Source organism: Sorangium sp. So ce1014, assembly GCF_051521505.1.
Lineage (GTDB): Bacteria > Myxococcota_A > Polyangia > Polyangiales > Polyangiaceae > Sorangium.
In genome coordinates, this window is the sequence record NZ_CP150356.1 from 9,688,704 (window position 1) to 9,712,006 (window position 23,303).

Consider the following 23,303-nt stretch of genomic DNA (forward strand, 5'->3'; position numbering starts at 1 on the left):
CCGGGCCGGCTTGCCCCCACAGGGCAACCGAGGTACCCACAAGGCAGCTTCGCAAGACGCGCTCGACGGCGTCAGCGAATGAGAAGGCGCCAGCGCCGCTGGAGGAGATCATGACCCTACCCGTCCCCGTGTACATCGTCGCAGCGGCCCGGACGCCGATCGGCGCGTTCCAGGGTGCACTCTCGCCCTTGCCCGCCCCGCGCCTGGGCGAGGTCGCCATCCGGGCGGCCCTCGAGCGGGCGAGGCTCTCTCCGGACGCCATCGAGGAGGTCTTCCTCGGCAATGTTCTGTCCGCCGGCATCGGGCAGGCGCCGGCCCGGCAGGCCGCGATCTATGCCGGCATCCCGAGCAAGGTGCCGGCCACCACGGTGAGCAAGGTCTGCGGCTCGGGCCTCCAGGCGGTCATCTTCGGCGCCAAGACGGTCGCGCTCGGCGACGCGGACGTCGTGGTCGCCGGCGGCATGGAGTCGATGTCCAACGTGCCCTACTACCTCCCGCAGGCGCGCTCCGGCTACCGCATGGGCGACGGCAAGCTCGTGGACGGCATGATCCATGACGGCCTCTGGGACCCGTACGGCAACTTCCACATGGGCACGGCGGGCGACGCGTGCGCCAGGGAGCACGGCTTCTCGCGCGAGGCGCAGGACGAGTACGCGAGGGAGAGCTTCCGCCGGGCGCTCGCGGCCCAGCGCGAGGGGCTGTTCGCCGCCGAGATCGCGCCCGTCTCCGTCCCGCAGAGGAAGGGCGAGGCCGTGGTCGTGAAGGACGACGAGGGCCCGGCGGCCGGCAGGCCCGAGAAGTTCGCCTCGCTGAAGCCCGCCTTCCAGAAGGACGGGACGATCACCGCGGCCAACGCCTCGTCGATCAACGACGGCGCGAGCGCGCTCGTCCTGGCGAGCGAGCGGGCCGTGAAGGAGCACAAGCTCACGCCGCTCGCGCGGATCGTCGGCTACGGCGGCGCCGCGCAGGCGCCCGAGTGGTTCACGACGGCGCCGGCCGCGGCGATCGCGAACACAACGAAGAAGCTCGGCCTGACGACGGACCAGATCGACCTGTTCGAGGTGAACGAGGCGTTCGCGGTGGTGGCGCTCGCCGTGAACAAGCTCGCCGGGATCGACGCCCAGAAGGTCAACCTCCGCGGCGGCGCGGTCGCGCTCGGCCACCCGATCGGCGCGAGCGGGGCGCGCATCCTGACGACGCTGCTCTTCACCATGAAAGACCGCAACGCGAAGCGCGGCCTCGCCACGCTCTGCATCGGCGGCGGCGAGGCGCTCGCGGTCGTCCTGGAGCGGTGATCCGGCCGCGGCCCATCGCGGCGGGCGTGGAGGCCTTCGCCGCGCGCACGCCGACGCTGCCGCCGGCGACCCACACGAACAGCTACGCGCTCGGCGGCCGCGAGGTGCTGCTCGTCGAGCCGGCCACCCCGTACGACGACGAGCGCCGCGCGTGGCTCGCGTGGGCGCGCGGCCTCGCCTCCGGGGGGCGGGTCATCGTGGCGATCGCGGTGACCCACCACCACGCCGACCACGTGGGGGGCGCGCGGTTCTTCGCGGCCGAGCTCGGCGTGCCGGTCTGGGCCCACGCCGAGGCGGCCGCGCGCCTCCGCGACGTCCCTGTCGCGCGCCACCTCTCGGACGGGGAGGTGGTGCGGCTCGACGGGCCGGCGCCCACGGCGCTCCGCGTGCTCCACACCCCGGGGCACGCGCCGGATCACCTCTGCTTCCTCGACGAGGCGCGGGGCGCCCTTGTCTGCGGCGACATGGTGGCCGGCGTGGGGACGATCCTGATCGATCCCCGGGAGGGCGACATGGCGGAGTACCTCGCGCAGCTCGAGCGGCTCGCGGCGCTCGGCGCCCGGGTCGTCCTGCCCGCGCACGGCGAGCCGATCGACGCGCCCGAGGCGCTGTTCCGGCGCTACGTCGCGCACCGGCGGATGCGCGAGCGGCGGGTGCTCGGGGCGCTCGCGGCGGCCGGCGAGGGCGGCGCGTCGCTCGATGCGCTCCTGCCGGTCGCCTACGCGGACACGGCGCCGGCGCTCTGGCCGCTCGCGCGGCTGAGCCTGGAGGCGCACCTGATCAAGCTGGAGCGCGAGGGGCGGGCAGGGCGGGGCGAGGGCGGGTGGTGGCGGGCGGCGGTGGGTGCGGAATGACGCCCGACCGCGCACGGAGTCCACGCCTCGCCATCCGCCCCTGTCGTCGCGCTTGTGCCGAGCGGGCGGGCCGACTCTCGGTCACGAGCAGCGGAGAAGCAGTTGACGTGATGCTTTTGACCACCATCCCGGGGCGGGCGCGGGTCACCCATTCGCTCCCATTCATCGCACGCTGCTGCAGCTGCTTGCCCGTGCAGGGATCGTGCTCACTGAGAGCGAGAGCGCGCGCATCCAGGCATGCGCGGCCATTGCCACCCTCGACCGCTGGGTCGATAACGTCCTTGGGGCGAAGACCGCCACGGGAGCGCTCTCCTGACGGTTGACGGATGCGGCCCAGCACGGCGAGGCCCACGGCGCGGTCGCCGCCGGCGAAACCTCCTGGACACCGCGCCGTGACCGAAAACCATGTTGCGCGCGCGAGGACCGCGTTGCGCGCGCGAGAACCGCGTTGCGTGCGCGAGCGCGGACAACTAGGGTGCGCCGATGAGCACGATTCATTTCATCGGGGGCGAAAAGGGCGGCGTCGGCAAGTCGGTGGTGGCGCGTCTGGTCGCCCAGTACTGCATCGATCGCGCGCTCCCCTTCATTGGCCTGGACGCCGATGGCTCGCACGGGGCGCTGCTGCGGCACTATGCCGAGCACAGCCGGCCGGTGGACCTCACCCGCTTCGAGAGCGCCGACGACCTCATGGCGCTGGCGACCGAGACCGAGCGACGGGTGGTGGTGGACCTGCCGGCGCAGAGCGAGCGCCCCCTCTTCGCCTGGATCACGGAGGCGGGGGTCCTCGACCTGGCGCGAGAGTGCGGCGTCAAGATCGTGTTCTGGCACGTGATGGACGACGGCAAAGACTCGTTGATCACGCTGGAGCGGCTGCTCAAGCGCGGCGGGACGGCGGCGCGCTACTGCATCGTGAGGAACCAGGGCCGGGGCAAGGATTTCTCGCCCTTCGACCGCTCGCCGATCCGGGCCGCGGCCGAGGCGCAAGGCGCCGTGGTCGTCGACCTGCCCGAGCTGCACCCGGCCGCCATGCAGAAGATCGATCACCTCGACGTGAGCTTCTGGGCCGCAGTCAACAACCCGGCGATCGGGGGTGAGACCTTCACGAGGATGGATCGCCAGCGCGTGAAGGTGTGGCTGCAGACCGCCTTCGACCAGCTCGCGCGCGCCGACGTGATCTGAGCTGAGCGGTCACGACGCGCCGGGCGCCCCGGCGCCCGAGGTGGCGCGGCGCCGTCGTTTTCAGGGGGTCATCTCCTCTTCGCACGATTCCCACGATTCCAGCGACTTCCAACGACTTCCAACGACTTCCAGCGACGAGCTCTGCGGAAGGGAGATGCCTGTGCCAGAGTCGCGGCATGCAGGGCCAGTCCGACCTCTCCGCCACGCCGCCGGGAGCGCCACGCCGAGGCCGCACGCCCGCCCTGCGGCTCAGCCCGCTGCGCTGGCTCGGCGTCGCGTCGGGCCCGGCCGCCGCCCTCGCGATCGCGCTCCTCCCGAGCGGGCTCCACGCCCTCCCCGGCTATGGCCACCGCCCTGCGTACGCGGCCGCGGTCGCGGCGTGGATGGCGCTGTGGTGGCTCTTCGAGGTGCTCCCCATCGCGTACACCGCGTGCTTGCCGCTCGTGCTCTTCCCGCTGCTCGGCGTCTTCGGCCGCGGGCCCGCCGGCGACGCGGCCCGCGCCGTCGCGCCGTTCCTCGATGCCTATATCTTCCTGTTCCTCGGCGGCCTGGCGATCGGCGCTGCCATGGAGCAGTGGAGCCTGCACCGGCGGGTGGCGCTCCACATCATGCGGGCCATCGGCACCGAACCGAAGCGGCTCCTGCTCGGCATGCTCGTCGCGACGAGCGGCATCTCCCTCTGGATCTCCAACACCGCGACCGCCGTGATGATGGTCCCGATCGGCCTCGCCCTGCTCGCGCAGCTGGAGTCCGCCGCTGGAGGGCGCCGCCTCTCGCACTTCGGGACGGCGATCATGCTGGGGGTGGCCTACGCCTCCAACGTCGGGGGCATCGGCACGAAGATCGGCACCGGCGTGAACTCCATCTTCTGCGGCTTCCTCGCCGACAAGCTGCACCGCGACATCGGCTTCCTCGAGTACATGACGCTCGCCTTGCCGTTCGTGGTCCTCTTCGTCCCGCTGCTCTGGCTCGCCCTCTGGCGCGTGGGCAAGCGGGACGGGCTCGGCGCCGGCCACGCGCGGGACGTGCTCGATCGCGAGCTCGCGGCGATGGGCCCGATGAGCCGCGGGGAGAAGAAGGTCGCCGTCGTCTTCGCGGCCGCGAGCGCGCTCTGGATCCTCGGCGACCCGCTGCGCGCCGTGCTCACCCCGCCGCTCCAGGCTGCGCTGCAGGACCTCGGCGCGGCGCTCGGGTCGGGCGCCGCGGCCGGCTTCAGGGTGCAGGGCAAGCACTACGAGGCGGGCGTGGCGCTCCTGGCGGCGTTCAGCCTGCTCGCGCTGCGCGCCCTCTCGTTCGCCTCGGTGCGGCGGATGCCGTGGGGCACGCTCGTCCTGCTCGGCGGCAGCTTCGCGATGGCGGCCGGCATCGAGGGGGGCGGGCTCTCCGCGTGGATGGCCGCGAAGCTCGCGGTCGTCGCGGAGGCGCCGCTGCTCGCGCAGATCGGGCTCGCCAGCGCCGCCACGGTCGCGCTGTCGGCGCTGGCCTCCAACACCGCGACCGTGAACGTCGCCCTCAACGTGCTCCCTCGGGATCTCGGGGTGCTGTTCGCGGCCACGATCGCCGCGTCCTGCGACTTCATGCTGCCCACCGGCACGCCGCCCAACGCCATCGTGTTCGGCAGCGGCTACGTGCGGCTCCCCGTCATGATCAAGACGGGCTTCGTCCTCAACGTCGCCGCCGCCGTGCTCATCACGGCCTATGTGTACGGCTACGCGCGTCACCTGTTTGGCAGCTAACCCACTGCCCCCGGTCCGGGTGAACCGAGGGTGAGCACGCGACGGCGCTCCGCTCCCCAACGTTCGAGGAGCGTGGGGCATTGAGATGACGGGAGATGACGGGACAAAAGAGGACCGCAGGGGCGCGGGGGACGCAAGGGACCGGAGACGATGGGGGGCTTGTCCCAGGCGCGAAACGTGGTTTCGGGAGACCCCACCGGAGGTGAATGATAGGAGACTTCTGGGCCCGGTTGCGGTATGAACGGACCATGGAGATCAAAGACCTGTCCGACTTCCTGCGCGCCGATCCTCGCTTCACCACCCGTCGCAAGTGGCTGATCCTGAGCGAGCTTGTCTACACCCCCACGGGTGAGAAGGTGGAGGAGGGCTTCCGCTATTTCACCTGCTCCGCCGATGCCCTCACCGCCGCCCTGGAGAGGCGGGACTTCGCCGCCATCGCGAAGCTCCCCTTCGCCCTCGACGATGAGGGCGAGCCGGACACCTCCGCCGTGCGCCTGGATCTCGCCTACACAGCGTCCGGTGCCTTCGCCGCCTTCCAGCCCGTGGAGTTTCGCGAACACGTGCCCACGTACCTGTCAACGTCCATGCTCCTCGAGGGGGCCGAGGCCCGGGCGCTCCGCGACACGCTGCGGGAAATCGACCAGTCTTCCTAGAGCGACAAGCCGCGGCATTTGTTGGCAATCCGAGGAATTCGGTAGTATGGGCTTGGGTCATACCTCGAGCCCCCGCTGAAATTCTTGGTATGCTGGAATTGCATTGCGCGGCCCCTGCTCTCGGGAGCCCCCCATGCGTTCCTCGTGGAGCGCTTCCCCACGAAGATCCGCCGCGCCTCCATGTCCATCCCCTCCCCCTGGGCACTGGCTGGTTCGGCGGCTCCTTGCCTCTGATCGCCATCACCGCGTCGACCTGGGCCACGACCACGTTCGGGACTGGCACCATCTACACGGGCCTTATTTATCCCATCTTAGTCTTCGTGGTCACGTTGATCGCGGCGGTTGTTTCCTCCACGAGACCGGGGATCACCGCGTCGACGCCGGCCTCCACGAGACGTGATCAGGACTGAACCCGCGTACCCAATTCATCGCCAGATTCATCGCCAGATTCATCGCCAGATTCATCGCCAGAGGAGATTTTTCATGAGCACCTGGAAGACGCCTAGCGCAACTCTCGTCGTCTCGCTCGCGCTGGCCGGAGTTGCTGCGCCGGCCACGAGCAACGCGCAAACGGCGGATCCGCCTCAGCAGGCTGCGCCAGCCGAGCCCGCGACCGCGCTGCCCCCCGTGGTGGAGCCTCCTTCTGCTCCTCCTCCGGTCGAGCCGAAGAAGCCCGAAGACAAGCCTCTCGTGCGTGTCTACGGCATCGTCAAGCCCACGATCGTCGTGGGGAACGGCCTCGAGTCCTTCGGCAACCCGAACTACGTCGCCCCCACGGCCGCGGCGAACCCGCTGTTCCTCTCCCATCCAGATGCCGTCGGCCTGAGCTTTCAGGCGCAGCAGACGCGCCTCGGCGTGGCCGTCGGGGAGGGCACGCCCGTGAAGGCGCAGGTCGAGGTCGATTTCGTGGATTTCGCCAAGTCCTCGCCGGCTCAGGCGGCGACCATTCGCCTGCGTCAGGCGTACGTGGAGTGGTCTCCTGCCGACGGGCACAAACTCACGCTCGGTCAGGCCTGGGATCTGTTCTCGCCGCTGAACACGCACACGTACAACATCGTGGGTGGGCTCTTTCAGTCCGGAAACTCGGGCTTCGTACGTCACCAGTTCATCTACCTCGCGAACCTCGGCAGGGTCGAGGTGGGCGCCGCGCTCGGTCTGGTCAGCCAGAACGCCACGGCCATCCTCAACAACGTCGAGTACTCGCGCACGCCCACCTTCGCGCTGCGCGCGAGCTACCGCGCCGAGAAGGCCGCATGGGTGGGCGCCTCGCTGATCGGCACGCAGCTGGCTTTCGACGCGAACCTGCCGACCGAAGAGGGGCGGCTGGCGGTGGGCGGCAACGTGTTCGCCGAGGTCACGTCCGGTTCGCTGAACGTGCGGGCCGAGGCGTACGGCGGTCAGAACCTCGCCAACCTGGGCCTCCTGACGCTCGGGCAGGGCTACAGCACGAACGACGTCACCGAGGTAGGCGGCTGGGTGTCGGGGAAGCTCACGTTCCTCGACCTCCACTCTGTGCACCTCGTCGCGGGGGCCGCGATGGTGCTCAACACCGACGACATGCGGCTCGGCTACACGCCCGCAAGAGCGGCGACGGCCGAAGCGCCGGCCACCCCTCTCGCGCGCGTGGGCGGCAATGGTCCCGGCTTCGAGCGCAACGTGACCGTGCGCGGGGGCTACGCCTTCGCGCCCATGAAGGGGCTCTCGATCGTGCTCGAGCCCTCGGTGATGCTCACGCGCCACAAGCTCGATCCTGACGCCGCCGCGCTGACGGACGCCGACCGCCTGGGCTGGGGCGTCGAGACGGGCGGCATCTACCAGTTCTGACGGCCCACGCGCCGGAGCGCGCTGGAGCTGTCCCGGTCGCTCGGGCCGGGGTTCTCTGCTCCAGCGCGCGGTCAGATCGAGGCCGGCGCCGCCGTCGCCGCCGATGAGGCGTTGGCTCCGCGTGACGAGTCAAGGACGGGATCAGCGCAACGCCGTGGTGATGACATAGCGCGTCTTGCCCGAGTCCGGATCTTCGCAGTCCTTGTGATACTGCCCGGGCGGGTGGAGCTTGCTGCAATGGTCCTGGCAGCTGCCGACGATCTCGATCATCCCGCAGGGCTCGACGTCGTCCCCCGGCTCGTCCACGCTCCCCGCGGCGCAGTCGCGCTGCGCCGCGCGCGACGCCTCGGCGTTCGCCTCGTTGTAGCAGGCGCGCAGGTACGGCGTCTCCGCGAAGAGATCTCCCCAGAAGGCGCCCTCGACATGAGGATACGCCTCGCGCTCGTCCCGGTCGACCTCGTGGCGCAGCGGTTTCTCGTGCGATCGCATCGAGATGACGACCGACACGCCATAGCGGTTCGTGCGGGCCGCCAGACAGGCGGAGACGACCTGCTTGCCGGCCGCGCCGAGCGGGCCGTCACTCCACGTGTCGGCGAGGCCGAGCTCCCCGTGATAGACCTCGTTGTGGGTCGCGCCCGCCGCGTCGGTCCAGGAGAAGCTGAAAGCCTGGGACGCGTCGAGTGCGCAGCTGACCGTGTAGTTCACGAGCATCCGGAAGAGAGCGCCGCCCGCGCCGGAATCCTGCAGCGCGGAGGCTGCCGCCGGGCTCAATGCATTGTAGCTGAGCGCATTGTAGCTGAGCGCATTGTAGCTCAACGCATTGTAGCTGAGCGCGTTGTAGCTCAGCGCATTGCCGCTCACGAGCGCGTCAGCGCTCGAGTCGATATTCTCTGCTTCGCCCTCCGCTTCGAGCGCCAGCTCGGGCGCGATGCAGCCGGTAGCCACGAGAAGGATGCCAATGCATCCAAGTACAGCCTTGGTTTTCACGTGATGAGACCTCGGTAGCGAGCCAAGGAGAGCGCTCGCGCTCCCCGATCACAGCACGCCCTCCGGCACGTCGCTCAACACAACGACAGCCGGGAACTCTCCACGTCTATGAACATCGTACGTCGATTCACTTCGTCTGTCAGCTCATAAATCGACGTTCCGTGCGGATTCTCCCGTGGGAACGCGGCGCGTAGGCCCGCGTAGTTCCGCGTAGTTCCGTTCAGCTGCGCTCAATTGCGTTCAGCTGCGTTCAGCCGCGCTCAACCGCGCTCAATTGCGTTCAGCCACGTTCAATTCCGACCCGTTCCGACCCACTGCGCCGCGAGCTCCAGTGTGCGGGCGTTGTCCGGGACGTGGGAGAGAAAGCGCCTGCGCCACTCGGGGTCACAGACGCTGGCGGCCCGGTCGAGCAGCTTGTCGCGCGCCGAGGAGATGGCGGCGGCGGCCCGCGTCGCGTCGCCGACCGCGGAGAACGCCTCGGCGTGGACCAGCCGGATCATCGACTCGCCCTCTTCGAGCCCGCCGAGCGACTCGAGCGCGGCCAGGGCCTCGCCGGCGGCCGCGAGCGCCTCGGCGGCGCGCCCCAGCCCGATGAGCGCCCGGGCGCGGAGCGCCGTGGCCGCGACGCGAAACGGCGACGCGCTCTCCAGCGCCTCGGCGAGGCGCGCCTCGCGCTCCGCGACCCCGAAATCGCCGGCGAGCAGGGCGATCTTCGCCAGGTAAGAGCGCGACACCACCTCGGCGCGCGGGTCGCCGAGCCGCTGGCTCGACGCGAGGGCCGCCTCCTCGACGGCCCGCGCCTCGGCGAGCCTGCCGCGGTAGGCGAGGACCTGCCCCAGGCTGGCCTGCGCCGCCGCCGCCGCCTCGTGGAGGCCCATCCGGTCGGCGGCCTCCAGCACGGAGCGCAGCGCCGCCTCGGCGCCGCCGAAGTCGCCGAGCTCGCCGTAGGAGTAGCCAAGGTTCGCGCGGGTGATGCACGCGTTGCGCCGGTCGCCGACCTGCTCGAACGCCGCGAGCGCGGCCTCCAGGCCGGTGACGCACGCGCCGGGATCGCCCCCGCTCATGGCGCGGAAGGCCCGCGCCTGGTGGAGCCCCGCGACCACCTCGGCGCCCGCGCCGGCGCCGGTCGACGCCCCGTCGCTGAGGGCGCGCTCCACCTCCGCGATGAGCGCGTCGACGACCGCAGGCCGCCCGGCGAAGGCCAGCGTCGAGGCGCCCGCGCAGAGGCACGTGCTCCTCGCGCTCTCCGCGCCCTCCAGCGCGGGCGCGCCGATCGCCGCGCCCACCCGCCGCTCCACGCGGTCGAAGCCGCCCAGCTTGCTCGCCGCGGCGACGACCTGCGCGATGGCCGTGAACCACGGCGCCGAGCCGGGCGTGAGGTGCTCCACCGCCTCCGTCCCCCGCTCCTCGGCGAGCGCGAGGTCGCCCCGCCACACGTGCGCCTCGGCCTGGACCAGCCGGAGCGCCCCCACCACCGCGGGCTCCGGTGCGCACGCGAGCCCGCGCTCGCCCCGCGCGATCGCGGCGCCGAGGTCGTTGCCCTCCAGGGCGTGCTGCGCCGCGCGCAGGTAGGCCGCCGCGGCGCGCGGGGGCACGGCGCCGCGCTCGAAGTGCTCGGCGAGCGCCATCGCGTCGGGCTCGCCCGCGCGCTCCAGCCAGTCGCCCGCCAGCGCGTGGCCCAGCCGCCGGTCGGCCTCGGTCAGCATGCCGTACGCCGCCTCGCGCACCAGCGCGTGGCGGAAGCGGTACTCGACCTCGCCCCGCAGCCGCCCGGGCCCGCGCCGGTGGATCACCTCGCGCCGCTCCAGCTCCGCGAGCCAGCGCGTGACCCCGGCGCCCCCGAGCAGCGCGCTCACCCCGCTCGGCCAGAACGCCTGGCCGAACACGCTCGCCGCCCGCAGCACGCGCCGCGCCTCGGCGTCGAGCGCCTCGATGCGCGCCTGCACCATCGCCAGCACCGTCTCGGGCAGGTCCGCGCCGTGGCCGGCCGCCACCGCCCGGACCTGCTCTTCGAGGTAGAACGGGTTGCCGTCGGCCCGGTCCACAAGCGTGGCCACGACGTCCGCGCTCACCTCGTCGCCCAGCGCCGCGCGCACGAGCCGCTCGCTCGCTCGTCGCGTGAGCGGCGGCAGCATCATCTGGTTGCCGAAGCGGCCCTTCGACAGCCCGGGGAAGATCTCGTGCACCTCGGGCCGGCCCAGCCCGAGCACGAGGAACGGCAGGTCCTTCAGGCTCCGGAGCGCCGCCTCCACCATCGTCACCGTGGGGAGGTCGCCCCACTGGAGGTCCTCGAGGATCAGCACCACCGGCTGCTTCGCGCACTCGGCCCGGATGAACTCCTCCCACGACAGCCGCAGCTGATCGCCCATCAGCTGCCGGTTGCGCCGCGCGGCGCCGACCTGGATGTCGTCGTCCGGGAACGGCGCGCCCACCAGCTCGCCGAGGAAGGCGCTGACCCGCCCCACGTCGAGCTCCGGGTGGCGCTCGACCCGCGCCCTCACCTTGCGCCGCCGCTCCTCGAGCGGCTCGCCGTCGACGATGCCCATCACGCCCCGCAGCGCGCGCGACAGCAGCCCGAACGCCGAGCCCGAGCTCATCGGGTCGCCCTGGCCGAACCACACCTCCACGCTTTCGCCATGGGAGCCGCTGGCGCCGCTTTCGCCGTGAGCTCCGCTTTCGCCGTGAGCTCCGTTGACGCCGTGGTCCCCGCGCCCGCCGAGGTCCCGTCGCGCCCCGCGCGCCGACATTTTCTCGAGGAACTCCTGCCGCAGCCGCGACTTGCCCATCCCCGCGGCCGCGACCACCAGCAGCGCGCCCGAGGTCGACTCCTCGACGCTTCGCGCGAGCTCCGCGGTCAGCACCGCGAGCTCCCGCTCCCGCCCGACGCACGCCACCGGCTTGCCCAGGAGCGCCGGCGCGGTCGCCACCCTGAGGTCGTCGCGCGCCCCGTGCAGGAAGCGCGCGCCGCCCTCGCTGCTCGTCTCGAACCGGCCGCCCAGCAGCCCCGCCGTCACCTCGTCGATGCGCACCGCGGCCGCGGGCGCCGGCTCACCTCGCGCCGGCAACAGCTGCACCGCCCGGTCGATGAGCTCGCCCATCGGGATGCGCGACGTGAGCTCCGCCCGCCCCGTGACGAGCGAGACCGTCGCCCCCCCGAGCAGCGCGCGCAGCGCCAGCGCGCAGCGCGCCGCCTGCGCCGCGAGATCCGTGGCCGCCTCGGCGCTCGTCAGCACCACGAGCGGCGAGCGCGCGTCGATGAGCTCCATCTGGCCCTGGTAGCGCGCCGCGAGCGCGCGCAGCTCCTCGGCGCGCTCCAGCGCCCGCGCCTGCTCCTCCTCGTGCGAGCGCGTCTCCTCGTCGGGCTCCGAGCGCTCGTGCGCGAGCACGAGGCACGTGACGCGCCGCTCGCTGCTCGTGAGCTCCAGGACGCGCACCGGCGCGGCGGGCTCGCTCCCGGCCGCCGCGCACAGGCTGCGGAGGTCGACCGCGCCGAGCGCCTCGGCCACGGCCGCGCCGTCGCGGGGCCGCTCGTCGGGCTGCTTCGCGAGCAGGCTGGCGACCAGCGCGTCGAGTTGCTCCGGCAGCTCGGGGCGGAGCTCGCGGACGCGCGGCGGCTCGTCGAGGAGCACCTTGACCAGCACCGCGAGGACCCCGACGCCCTGGAACGCGGCGCGCCCGGTGAGGCACTTGAAGAGCACGCAGCCGAGCGCGAACACGTCGGCGCGGGCGTCGACGCTCCGCTCGCCGCGCGCCTGCTCGGGCGCCATGTACTCCGGGGTCCCGAGGACGGTGCCCGGCATCGTGAGCTGCTGATCGATCCGGAAGCGCGCGATCCCGAAGTCGAGCACCATCACCCGGTCGAGCCGCCCCTCGGCGAGGAGCAGGTTGCTCGGCTTGAGGTCGCGGTGCACGACGCCCTGGCGGTGGAGGGCGCCGACCGTCTCCGCCACGCGCGCGACGACATCGACGCTCTCGGCCGGGGTGAGCCCCCTCTGGACCATGCGCTCGGCGAGCGTCTCGCCGGAGAGCCACTCCATCACCAGATACGGCTTGCCGTCCGCCGTGAGGCCGTGAGCGATGTACCGGACCACACCGGGGATGCGCAGCGCCGAGAGCGTCTGCACCTCGCAGGAGAAGCGGCGGAGCTCACTCTTGCCGGCGCGGCGAAGCACCTTGAGAGCCACCGTGTCGCCGCTGCACAGATCGCGCGATCGGTAGACGTGGCCCATCCCACCCGAGCCCGCGAGGGCCTCGATCTCGAACCGCGCGTCGACGATCTCTCCCACCTGCATCAACGGCCGTGGATCCAGCGATATCACGCGCGCGGCCCCCCCTGGGCCGGATCCACGCCTGGATGGGCGCGCGGACTCCCCTCGTGGCGTGCGCGTCCGGGTCGGTCGCGCGACGCGATGCGATGCGTCGCGGGTGAAGCCGCTCGAAGAACGCGCGCCCGGGGAGGAACGGTGCTCCGCACTTGCGGCATGACCGGGAAACGACGGTATCGCGTCTGACCGCTTGGTGCGCAAGATCACCAGACGACGCGTCGAGCGTGGGTGCGCCACCCACGAGGAGGGTTTCTGTGATGGGCGGACCGCTTCGGAGCATGCGGGCGAGCCGCCTCCTGTGTAGTCCGATACGCACAGCGGGCGACCGCGCTGTCCCGCTGGACGCGTCATGCGCCGCCGTGATGACCACGCTCCCCTTCTTGCGTCCCGTGCCGATCTACCGGTGAGCCGCGGTCATCGGTTCCATCGGTTCCATCGCTTCCAGTGGATAGCGACTATCGATGACCGGCTTCAGCTCACCCGCCTCGATCAGCTATCGAATGAGCGTCAGCGCCTCGATCTTCTCGGTCGACATCGCAGACACGCGCTCTTGCCGCCCGCCATCGTCGTCCGCGCTCATCGCGCACGGCGATCACGAGATCCATTTTCAGCGGATTTTTCCCAAGGCGACGCGGAGGGCGCCAGGACCGCCTCGGCGCGGACATCATGAATGAAATTTTTCTCTCCAGACGTTATCTGCGCCCGGTGGTGCTCGCGGCCTTGCTCGGCGGTTGAAGATTTTCCCCCCGGACCTCGTCTGCGCCCCGGTGGTGTTCGCAGGCTCGCCCGGCGGTCAAGGTGTGTTGACATCCAGCCACGGAGCTGCGATGAATTGGCTGAGCTTGCCCTTACCTGACAGGAGACGTCGGATGTCGATGAGCAAGAGCTTGATGAGTGCCGTGTTGATGAGCGTCGGCATTGCCTTTGCGGGCGCGGCGTGGGCCGCGGGCGGGACGGCGGACGTCCCCGCTTCTGTTGCCGAGGGCAAAGATTTCGGCTGTGGTGCAAAAGGACAGAAGCCCTGTCCGATGCAGGGCTGGATGAAGACGGTGATGCAGTCGGCGACCACGAGCGGCGACGGCGCGAAGATCGCGTCGGCGCTGGAGTACGTGGCGGCGAAGCCGCCGCCCGGGATGCCCAAGTGGGTCGCGATCTCGAAGGACGGCGTGGAGAAGGCCAAGAAGGGCGACATCGACGGCGCCAAGGCGAGCTGCAAGACCTGCCACGATCTGTACAAGGCGGAGTACAAGGCCAAGCTCCGCGACGCCGCCTTCTGAGGCGTCTCTCTCTTCCCTCTCCTCCCCCTGTCGCGCCGGACGCGCGCTCTCCTGGCAGCCCTGGCCGTACCCGCCGGGGCTCGCCGCTGTCACCCGAAAAGCCGCTCGCGCGGCCCTGGCCACACCCGCCGGGGCTCGCTCCACGGGCGGCCGCTCCCCGTCGCCGTCCCGCCTCGGTTGCCGCTGCTCCCCGCTGGGGCAGGCGCGCGGCCCGCGCCGCTCAGCAGGCGTCGTTGCCGGCGGCCGCGCAGATCTCCTGGGGCGAGAGCGTCCGGCCGAAGACGCGGAGGCTGCCGAGCAGGCCGTCGAGCTCGTCCTTGCCCGAGGGCTCTTCCGAGCCGATGAAGATGGGCTGTTCGCCCGAGGCGATCACCGCCCCGGAGGAGCTCCGGTCGATCTCGACGCCGTTCACGTAGAGGCTCTGCGTCTGGCCGTCCGAGAGACACGCGATGTGCGTCCACTCGCCTGGAACGAGGGAGTGAGGCACGTTCCGCTCGACCCCCATCGTGCAGCGGATCTCCCCGCCCGCCATCAGGAAGATCGAGGGCTTCCCGCCGCTGTCGATCACGGCATATCGCCCGCTCTCCGGCAGGGTGGCCGGGTTGATCCAGACATCGATGGTCATCGCAGGGGCGGTCCACGCGGCGTCGTGGCGGAATTCGAGGCTGCTCCCCCGCGTCACCCTGAGCGCCTGGCCGTCCTTGCCGGGCTCGTATCTCAGGTTCTGCGCCCGCTCGGGCTTGAACTTGTGCCGGGAGCCGTCGTTGGGGTCCCCCTCGAACGCGAAGCACGCGATCAGCGACGGATCTGACGCGTCGCACAGCGCCGCGGGCTCCTCCACGGGCTCTTTCGCGGGCTCCTCGGCGGGGACCTCGGCGGGTTCTTCCGGGGGTGCGTTCCCCGGCGCCTCGGCGGGCGCTTCACCGAGGTCTCCAGGCGTATCCCCCTCCGCGGGTTGTTCCGGTCGAGGCTCGGATCGTTCTGGCTGGCCGGTGCCCCTCGTGTCGAGGGCACAGCCCGGCAGCGACAGCAGCACAACGGCCATACCGGCCAGGCAATGGGGTGAACGACGGGAGGAGTAAATCATACTGCGTTTCCTGCGCCCGGCAGCATAGACCTAAAGACCGCGCCGTGTCACCGAGAGTCGCACGAGGGACCACTCCAGCCGCTCTGCAGCCTCGCTCTCCGGAACATCGAGAGCATAACTTTTCATGGCCACTCCGGGAGGGCTCTTGACTCATTGCGTCCGGGTGGAGCCGGCGCCCGTCGAGCAGGGTCCGGGGGCGGGCGCCGGGGCTCGGAGCGCGGATCGACTTCCCAGGCCTTTCGTGCAAAGGCACCTCATGAACACCAGGACTGCTGCGCTCGATGCCGACCGGCGACCGGGACGCGCGCCTCGCCGGCGCACCATGGCCCTGGGGCCCCTCCTGCTGCTCACGGCAACGTGGCTTCCGGGGGGCTGCGACAGGGGAGCTCCCGGGGGGCCTCCTGCGGAGGCGCCGGACGGCGGCGGTGGCAGCGACGGCGGCGGCGGGACGGCCGCGCCGGGGTGCGCGCCCGGCGAGCTCACGACGGCTGCGGGGTGCGAGCCCGCGGGCATTCCGCCCGAGGCCTGCGGCGCCGGCTTCACGCCGGGCGACCGCGCGTGCGCGCCCGTCCTGCCGCCCGCGCCCTGCCCGGCCGGGACGATGGCCGTGCCGGGGGAGATCGCCTGTCGCGAGGTCGCGCCGTGCGGCGAGGGGGCGTGGGGCGACCTCCCGGTGGACGAGCAGACCCAGTTCGTCGACGCCGCCTATGCAGGGACCGACTCCGACGGCACGGAGGCGAGGCCCTGGACGACCGTCGGTGACGGCCTCGTCGCGGCCGCGCCCGGCGCGATCGTCGCGGTCGCGGCGGGGACCTATGTAGAAGACGTGATCATCGACAAGCCGGTACGGCTGTGGGGGAGGTGCCCGGCGAGGGTCGAGATCGCCGGGGCCGGGCCGGACACGGGCGCAGCCATCTCCGTGGGCGCGGGCGCCGACGCGACCGAGGTACGGGGGGTCGCGGTCCGCAGCGCGGGCGTGGGCATCGTGGTCTCGGGATCCAGCGGTGTCGTGGTCGAGCAGGTCTGGGTGCACGAAACGGGCGCCCAGGGCGTCAAGGTGTACAACGAGCACGGCCCGGCGCAGCTCACCGTCCGTGGCTCGCTGATCGAAGAGGCCCATACGGTCGGCGCGCACAGCGCGGGAGCCGAGCTCGTCCTCGAGTCGTCGGTCGTGCGAGGCACCCTCGAGTCCGGCGAGTCGCGGGGGACGGGCGTCGGCGCCAACAGGGGAGAAGGCGATGCGCCGGCCTCGATCACGGTGCGCGCCTCCGTGGTCGAGCAGAGCCGCGGAACCGGCGTCTACATCATCGCCTCCGAGGCGACCGTCGAGGACAGCGTGATCCGCGACAGCACCGGGATCGACACAAACGCCGCAGGGATGGGCGTGCTCGTGAGCCTGAACAGCCGGGGCCAGCCGGGCGAGGTGGCCATCCAGCGCAGCGTCATCGAGGGCAACGAGGAGGCGGGGATCTTCGTCCAGGGCTCGTCTGCCATCGTCGAGGACACGGTCGTACGCGACACGCGGCCTTACCCGGGCAAGCTGGAGACAGGATGGGGTATCTACATCGTCGCCGACGTAGCGGACGGCCTGCGCTCCGAGGCGACCCTGAAGCGCGTCGTCGTCGAGCGAAGCCGCGACGCGGGCGTCGCGATCCTCGGCTCCGGCGCCGCGCTCGACGGCTTGCTCGTGCGCGACACCCTCCCGCGCGACAGCGACGGGGGGAACGGCATCGGGCTCGCGGTGGCGTCCCGCGGCGCGCTGCACGGCGACATCACGGCGCGCGGCGCCGTCATCGAGGGGAGCCGCACCGTGGGTGTCTTCATCGATGGAGCCGACGCGACGCTGGAAGGGGTCGTGGTCCGCCGCACGCTCCCGCGCGCCTCGGACGATCGCTTCGGCCGGGGCATCGAGGTCCACTCGCTCGGAGCGCAGGCCGGGCGGGGCCACCTCGCGCTCCGGTCGTCGCTCGTCGAGGAGAGCGTCGAGTCGGGCCTCGTGATCTTCGGGTCGACAGCCACCGTGGAAGACACGACCGTCCGCGGCACCCGGAGCTCATCCGATGGGTTCCTGGGAAACGGTGTCACGATCACCAAGGACCTCGGCGACGCCGAGGCGACGTTGACCGGCGTGCGCATCGAGGGGAACGACGGCGCGGCCGTCGCGAGCTTCGGCGCCTCGGTGGCGCTCGAGCGCACCACGCTCGAGTGCAACTTCATCGATCTCAACGTCGAGACGGAGCTCGGCACGGCGGGGGAGATCACCGACGGCGGCCTGAACCAGTGCGGCTGTCAGGGCGCGAGCATCCCGTGCAGGGCCAAGAGCGAGGGGCTCGCGCCGCCGAAGCCGCTGCCCGAGACGCTGTAGCGGACCGCCTCGTCACCGAGCCCCTGGGAAGCTCCCGTGATCACCGGGGGGATCATGGAGCGTCGAGCGCGTGAAGGCGCGCGAGCCGAGCGCGCTCTCCCGGGTCGCCGTCTCCCGCGCCTCACCCCGGCGCGCGCTTGCCGCGGCGGAGCTCCGCGGCCGCGCCCTTCCGCTCCTCCGGCTGGCACGTCGGGCAGAAGATCGCGTCGTACCCGTGGATGCTCGAGCGACGGAGCTTGTCGCCGCAGCGCGGGCACGGCTGGCCCGGGCGCCCGCGGACCTTGAGGAAGTCGCGCAGCTTCTCGTCGAGCGCCGGCGCCCGCCGGGCGATCGTCCGGGTCGCGTCGCCGAGGACGCGGGCGACCGCCGCGTGGAGGCCGTCGAGCTCCCCCTCGGAGAGGCTCTTGACCGTGGCCTTCGGGTGGATCTGCGCCTCGAAGAGCACCTCGTCGGCATACGCGTTTCCCATGGAGTCGAGCGCCGCCTTGTCCATCAGGAAGTCCTTGACGAGGCCGGGCCGCCCGCTCGCGGCAGCGCGGAACGCCTCCGGCGTGAACACCCGCGGATCGAGGACGTCGAGGCCCACCCGCTCGAGCCCGGGGATCTTGTCGTAATCGCCCCGCGCGAGCACGTAGACCTTGCCCATCTGCACCTCGTCGCGATACCGCAGCTCGCGCCCGTCCTTCAGGGCCAGCGAGAAGGCGAGATCGGTCGGGATCCGCGTCTCCCCCGGCAGCGTGATCGAGAACCGCCCCGCCAGCATCGGGGCGATCACGAGATCGAGCGCGCGCGCCCCGGCGAGCTCGAGCACCACGGCGTGCGCACGGCGCGTCACGCGCCGGATCTCCACGCCCGAAAGGAGGGCGTCGAGGCGCTCCGGGAGCAGGACGCGCAGCACCACCGGGCTGTCGACCCGGGCCGCCGCCACGACCGCGCCGGCGAGCTCGCGCGCGAGGATCGGGACGACGTACTCCAGGTCGGGGCGCTCCGGCACGACCCCAGGATACCGATCTCCCCGCGGAGGTCGCGTACGACCTCCGATCGGGCAGAAAAGAAATCTGCGGCGCGCGGCTCAGGCGCTGATCTGCGGAGCTTCCGCGCCGTGCGCGACCTCCTCGCCGTCGCGCTCCTCCGGCTGCCGATCGCCCTCGGCCACGAGATCCTGGCTGCGCGCGAGCGCGTACACGGCGCGGATCCGCGCCGGCGCGAGGGCCGGCCCCGGCTCGGGGTTCAGGAGCACGGCGCCGTCGTCGAGCTCCACCGCCACCGGGATCACGCCCCGGGGCTCGAGCGCCGCCCGGAGATCCTCGAAGTCGATCGCGCCGTCCGCGCGCTCCGTCCGGCCGAGCGGCGGCGCCTCGACGCGCACGAGGTCCTGCCCGCCCTCGTCGAGGATCTCATCGTAGAGAGTCGTTATTCCCGGCACGAAGGCGCTGTGGACCATGAAATAGTTCTTGATGCGCTCGGTGCTGACGAGGCTGAGCCGCAGCCGATCCGGCCCGGCGAAGCCGCACCTGCCGGCGTCGAGCAGGCACCGGACCTGCTCGCCCTTGGCCACCGAGGAGAACTCCGCGAGCACGTGCAGCCGCGCGCCGCGCGCGAGCTCGCCGCTCTCCAGCGCCCGCGCGAAGCGGATGAGCCGCATCGCCGTGCGCGCGTCGCGATCGAGCCCCTCGGGCTCGCTCAGGAACACCGCCGCGGAGGCCGGCGTCCCGCGCGCCGCGCAGCGCACCGCGAGCGAGGCGAGGTCGTGCCCGTGCTGCGTGTACACCGTCGCGCTGCCGCCGCGCGGGAGCGGGAGCGGCGCCCCGTTCGATCCCGGCGGCGCGCCCTCCGGCGCGAGCGTCACGCCGAGCGAGGCGAGCCGATCGGCGAGCGGCATCCGCTCGTCGCCGCGCTCCCCGAGGACGAGCGTCACCTCGATCCCCGGGACGAACTGCGCGAGCGCGTGCAGCAACGAGGGCAGCGCGGGGCTGTACCCGACGATCAGCACCCGCTTGAGGCGGCTGCGGCGCAGCGAGAGCGTCGCCGCCCACGTCCGCGCCGCCCCCGCGCCATCCGCGCCCACCCCCGCGCCATCCGCGCCCGCGGCGGGCGCGATCCCGCGGCCCATGAGGAGCTCTCGCCCGTAGCGCCGGAGGGGCGCGTAGGTGGCCGACACGCCGATGAGCCCCCGGAGCCGCCGCGCGGGCACCCGGCCCGCCCGCGCGCCGAGCGCCCACGCCGGGGATCCCTCGACCGGATCGAGCAGCGGGTTCAGCCACTGCACGAGCCCCTCGGCCGGCACGAGCTCGCCCTCCCGGCGCTCCGGCACCGCCTCGCCGAGGAAGACGCCCGCGAGGACCACGTTGTTCTGGCAGGCCGCGCGCGCCATGCGCGAGAACGAGATCTCGCCGCCCGGCCCCTCGCCGAGCGCGGCGACCGTCCGCGCCGCTTGCTCGCCCAGGAAGATGTGCGTGTAGAACTCCGACCCGTCGGCGGTCATGAGGTCGGTGTAGAGCGACTCCACGCCCGGCGTGATCAGGTGCTGGCACAGGAAGAAGCCGAGGAACCGCTGCATATCGAGCGGATACGTCCCCGGCCCGCCCACCGCCTGGAGGAGCTCGCGGTTCTTGCTCTCCTGCACCTCGACGAACACGTGGCCGCGCCGGTTCTGCGTCCGGAACGAGGACAGGGTCATGGCCGTCACGGCGTCGGCGTCGGGCCCCGCGTCGGGCCGCGCGAGGATCAGCGCCCGCTTCACCCCGGCGGCGCCCACGAGCCCGAGCGCCTCCGGCTGCGCGCTGTCCCCCTTGCGGTAGGCCACCCAGCGCATCCTCGGCGCGTAGAGGTACGCGGGCGGGTCGTTCTCGGTGCCGAGGAGCGCCATCCGCGGGAACGCGTGCCGGGTCGGCGGGGGCCCGCGGCGGACGAGCCACACCCAGAGCTCCGAGAGCCGGAGGCTCCGGAGCGCCCGGTGGCGCTCGTACAGCCGGACGAACTCCTGCACCAGCATCTCCGCCTCGTGCACCGGACCGATCACGAGCGTGTGCCCCGCGTAGCCGACCGGCCGCCGCCGCGCCGCGCGCACGACCTGGTCGACCACGTTGGCGCCGATGCCGATGATGAACGACGTGATGAAGACGCCCACCATCGTGAGGCCGAGCGAGATGACGGCGACGAGGGGGTGCACCCGGAGGTTCGCGACGAGGTTGTCGGCGCTCTCGAGCTGCCGGAAGGACCACCAGATCCGGTCGATGAACGTGGTGTCAGGGACCGGGCCGCGGCCGTCGTAGTCGTGCGCGACAGCGAGGTGGCTGAGCAGCACCGACGCGCCGAACGCGAGCCCCCAGACGGCCAGCGTGACGAGCCCGAACTGCTCGAGCAGCTCGCGCCGCGTCAGGATCGCGTAGAGGTCGACCGCGATCTCGCGCGTGAAGCGCAGGAGCAGGAAGAGCCGCGAGAGCCGCAGCACCGGCAGGGCGTGGGCGGCGTGCGCGTCGAGGAGCTGCTCGAGCGGCAGGAAGCTGACCCAGGCGAGGACGTCGAAGACGAAGAGGAGGACGTCGAGGCGCGACCGCTCGCGCCCGCGCTGGCGCAGGAGGGCGGCCCGGAGCAGGAGCTCCACGCCGAAGATCCCGAGGAAGTACGGGCGGAGCTCGTCTTCGAGGCCCTGGATGGGCAGCACCGAGACGAGGATGAGGAGCGAGAGCGCGGCCTTGACGGGACGGGCCTCCAGCCCGGCGGCGAGGCGGAGGAGCAGAGGCAGGCGGGGCGCCATGGGCGCGAGGATAGAGGAAAGGCGACCGCGCGCGCGGCCGTCTCCGGGCGGTCCGGGAGGCGCCTCGGCGCGCCCCGCTCAGCGGGCCGTCAAGGGAGTGGCCGGACGATCCTGTCAAAGGCCGCGTTTCCGACCTCTTTGCCCAGACGGATCCCGGCCACTGCATCGAACCTCCAGTGGACGCCCAGGTAGATGCGGCTCGACGCGTTCTCCTGAGACGCCTGGCTGAAGCTGGAATAGCAGCGGTCGATCTCGGGGCGGACATTGCCCTGCGCGTCCGTCGTGATCCCGTTGAACTCGTCCGAGATGATGCAGAAATTCATGCGATCTGTACCATAGTAGCGGGTCAACACCTGGAACATGGCAGTCCCGAAGCTCGAGTGCCCGGAGACGTACGCCGGGAACGATGGCGTCATGCGCACCGGGCCCTGGTTGCTGCCGGGGCTTCCGACGGGCGTCCACCTCCGGTCAGCTATCGTGAACGGGTTCCCATCCCTGTCGGCATGACGGATCCCGACGATGGGCCTCCAGAAGTCGTAATGGTATTTCGTCTCCCATGTGGCGATGCCGGCGTCGGCCAGCGCGATGTTGACCAGCGCGAAGTAACGGGCGTTGTCGATCTCCGAGTTGCCCTCCTGGACCGCGAGGACCCGCGCGATCTGGTTGTAGAACCGCGGCGGCACCCCGATGCGCGGGGCGTCGTCGTACGACCAGAAGATCCCGACGACGGTCTGCTCCGGAGTGCGCAAGGTCGGAGTGATCGCGCCGTCGCCCCCCAGCGCGAAGAGCTCATAGAAGCTCAACGCATACGCCAGGCTCCACAGCGGCGGCGGCGGCGGCGACCGGAACTCGTCTCCGCTGGCGATGGCGAAGGGCTTCACGTCCCCCCATTCGGGGGTCAAGTACCCCTGATCGGGATAGAGAGGATCGACGCGATGCCGGCCGGGCGCCAGGCGTGGGGTGTAATCCATGGGCTCCTCGGCCCCGTCGTATTCCCGCTCGGCGAGGATCTTGCTGGCGACGGTGCTGCCCAGCGCACGACCGTCCTCCTTGGCATGGCTCTCGGGGATCTCCGCCAGGTACTCGTCGAGCCTGTCGTCGATCATCCACGCCTGACTCGGATACAGCGCGGTCAGCGTGCGGTGGGCTGCCGTGGCCACCGCCGCGTCGATGGATGCACCCGGCGCGCGGCGACGGACGGAGTACGGCTCATATCTCCTGACGATCGAGTTCACGGCGTCGAAGATCGCCGCGTGGACGATCGCGAGGGCTCGTGAGACGCGCGTCGCCCCGGGCTGGTCCGTCGGCCCGGCGTCGCCGCTGTAATCCTCTGCAACTGCGTCCAGCGCGACAGCGTTCCAGTCGAGGACCGCGTCTCTGTTCAGCGGATCTCCGTGCCCCTCCGGCGCGCGCGCGGACGCTCGACCTCCGAGCAGACAGGTGGCTGCGACAGCGAATGAGATGGGCATCCATCTCGCGATTGAGCAATTCATGAAAGGCTCCTTTGATCGAGTCCTCGAGGACGATCATCGCCGGCAATGCCGTCGTGATGGTCATCGGGATGAAGGACCACACAAGGATCGAGAGGCGTGGTGAACCAAGCTAAGCGAGCAACCAAGCGCGCAATCAGCCTTTGTCCGTTCGACGCCGGACGCAGGTGAGCGTGGCCGTCTGGGGCGTGCGCCATCGGCCGCCGGTCACTCCTCGGCGGGAGGTGCATCTCTGCATGACGCCAGCGATCGAGCACACATGCCGTCTACCGGGCGTCACGCTTCGTTTTGGCCACTCTCCAAGAAGGCACGCGTTGTATTGAATTCTACACTATCAGCCGGGCCCGCTGCGCGCAACCGCCGCCGCATCTCGAATCACGAGCTCCTTTTGGGAGATCTGCGGTGGGCACAAGAGCGGATCCTGAAGGATGTCCGTGCTGCGCGGCCGTGCCGTGCGCCCGGAGCGCTCGC

14 protein-coding genes are annotated in these 23,303 nt (G+C 71.6%); 8 read left to right on the forward strand and 6 right to left on the reverse strand.

Annotated features, from left to right (window positions below; all coding sequences use genetic code 11):
• Positions 1-110 precede the first annotated feature (110 nt).
• The 6 genes from WME75_RS36810 (at position 111) to WME75_RS36835 (ending at position 7,541) form a co-directional block, all read left to right on the forward strand.
• Positions 111-1,295 (forward strand): thiolase family protein, encoded by a 1,185-nt coding sequence (locus WME75_RS36810; RefSeq protein ID WP_437480948.1) that lies wholly within the window; start codon positions 111-113, stop codon positions 1,293-1,295.
• Positions 1,292-2,149 carry an MBL fold metallo-hydrolase gene (locus WME75_RS36815; RefSeq protein WP_437480951.1) on the forward strand — a complete coding sequence of 286 codons (858 nt, stop codon included), beginning with the start codon at positions 1,292-1,294 and terminating at the stop codon, positions 2,147-2,149. The genes WME75_RS36810 and WME75_RS36815 overlap by 4 nt, the downstream gene beginning before the upstream one ends.
• A 483-nt stretch (positions 2,150-2,632) precedes the next feature.
• The gene (locus WME75_RS36820) at positions 2,633-3,328 is read left to right on the forward strand and encodes a mobilization protein (RefSeq protein ID WP_437480953.1); all 696 of its coding nucleotides are present in this window, start codon (positions 2,633-2,635) and stop codon (positions 3,326-3,328) included.
• Positions 3,329-3,504: 176 nt separating this feature from the next.
• Positions 3,505-5,064, forward strand: a complete 1,560-nt coding sequence (locus WME75_RS36825; RefSeq protein WP_437480956.1) for an SLC13 family permease — start codon at positions 3,505-3,507, stop codon at positions 5,062-5,064.
• Between the two features lie 248 nt (positions 5,065-5,312).
• Positions 5,313-5,717: a hypothetical protein gene (locus tag WME75_RS36830; protein ID WP_437480958.1), complete on the forward strand. Its 405-nt coding sequence runs from the start codon at positions 5,313-5,315 to the stop codon at positions 5,715-5,717.
• A gap of 483 nt (positions 5,718-6,200) precedes the next feature.
• Positions 6,201-7,541, forward strand: coding sequence for a hypothetical protein (locus tag WME75_RS36835; protein WP_437480961.1), 1,341 nt, complete (start codon positions 6,201-6,203; stop codon positions 7,539-7,541).
• A 141-nt stretch (positions 7,542-7,682) separates the two neighbouring features.
• Here the strand turns inward: WME75_RS36835 and WME75_RS36840 are convergent, their stop codons facing one another.
• Positions 7,683-8,486 carry a hypothetical protein gene (locus WME75_RS36840; RefSeq protein WP_437480964.1) on the reverse strand — a complete coding sequence of 268 codons (804 nt, stop codon included), beginning with the start codon at positions 8,484-8,486 and terminating at the stop codon, positions 7,683-7,685.
• 332 nt (positions 8,487-8,818) lie between these two features.
• Positions 8,819-12,820 (reverse strand): serine/threonine-protein kinase, encoded by a 4,002-nt coding sequence (locus WME75_RS36845; RefSeq protein ID WP_437494999.1) that lies wholly within the window; start codon positions 12,818-12,820, stop codon positions 8,819-8,821.
• A gap of 938 nt (positions 12,821-13,758) precedes the next feature.
• On the opposite strand from WME75_RS36845, the gene WME75_RS36850 reads away from it, so the two are divergent.
• Positions 13,759-14,130 (forward strand): hypothetical protein, encoded by a 372-nt coding sequence (locus WME75_RS36850; protein WP_437480966.1) that lies wholly within the window; start codon positions 13,759-13,761, stop codon positions 14,128-14,130.
• A 220-nt stretch (positions 14,131-14,350) separates the two neighbouring features.
• Here the strand turns inward: WME75_RS36850 and WME75_RS36855 are convergent, their stop codons facing one another.
• A complete protein-coding gene (locus tag WME75_RS36855) occupies positions 14,351-15,175 on the reverse strand; it encodes a LamG domain-containing protein (protein ID WP_437480969.1) in 825 nt (274 codons plus the stop codon).
• Positions 15,176-15,539: 364 nt separating this feature from the next.
• Between WME75_RS36855 and WME75_RS36860 the strand changes: the two genes are divergently transcribed.
• Entirely contained in the window at positions 15,540-17,582 is a 2,043-nt protein-coding gene (locus WME75_RS36860; RefSeq protein WP_437480972.1) for a hypothetical protein, read from the forward strand.
• A 121-nt stretch (positions 17,583-17,703) separates the two neighbouring features.
• Here the strand turns inward: WME75_RS36860 and WME75_RS36865 are convergent, their stop codons facing one another.
• The 3 genes from WME75_RS36865 to WME75_RS36875 all read right to left on the reverse strand — a co-directional run bounded on the left by WME75_RS36865 (position 17,704) and on the right by WME75_RS36875 (position 22,811).
• Positions 17,704-18,576 carry a DNA-formamidopyrimidine glycosylase family protein gene (locus WME75_RS36865; protein WP_437480974.1) on the reverse strand — a complete coding sequence of 291 codons (873 nt, stop codon included), beginning with the start codon at positions 18,574-18,576 and terminating at the stop codon, positions 17,704-17,706.
• A gap of 78 nt (positions 18,577-18,654) precedes the next feature.
• Positions 18,655-21,342, reverse strand: a complete 2,688-nt coding sequence (locus WME75_RS36870) for a hypothetical protein (protein WP_437480977.1) — start codon at positions 21,340-21,342, stop codon at positions 18,655-18,657.
• An 89-nt stretch (positions 21,343-21,431) separates the two neighbouring features.
• Complete coding sequence (locus WME75_RS36875; RefSeq protein ID WP_437480980.1) at positions 21,432-22,811, reverse strand: phosphatase PAP2 family protein; 1,380 nt, start codon at positions 22,809-22,811, stop codon at positions 21,432-21,434.
• Between the last annotated feature and the right edge of the window lie 492 nt (positions 22,812-23,303).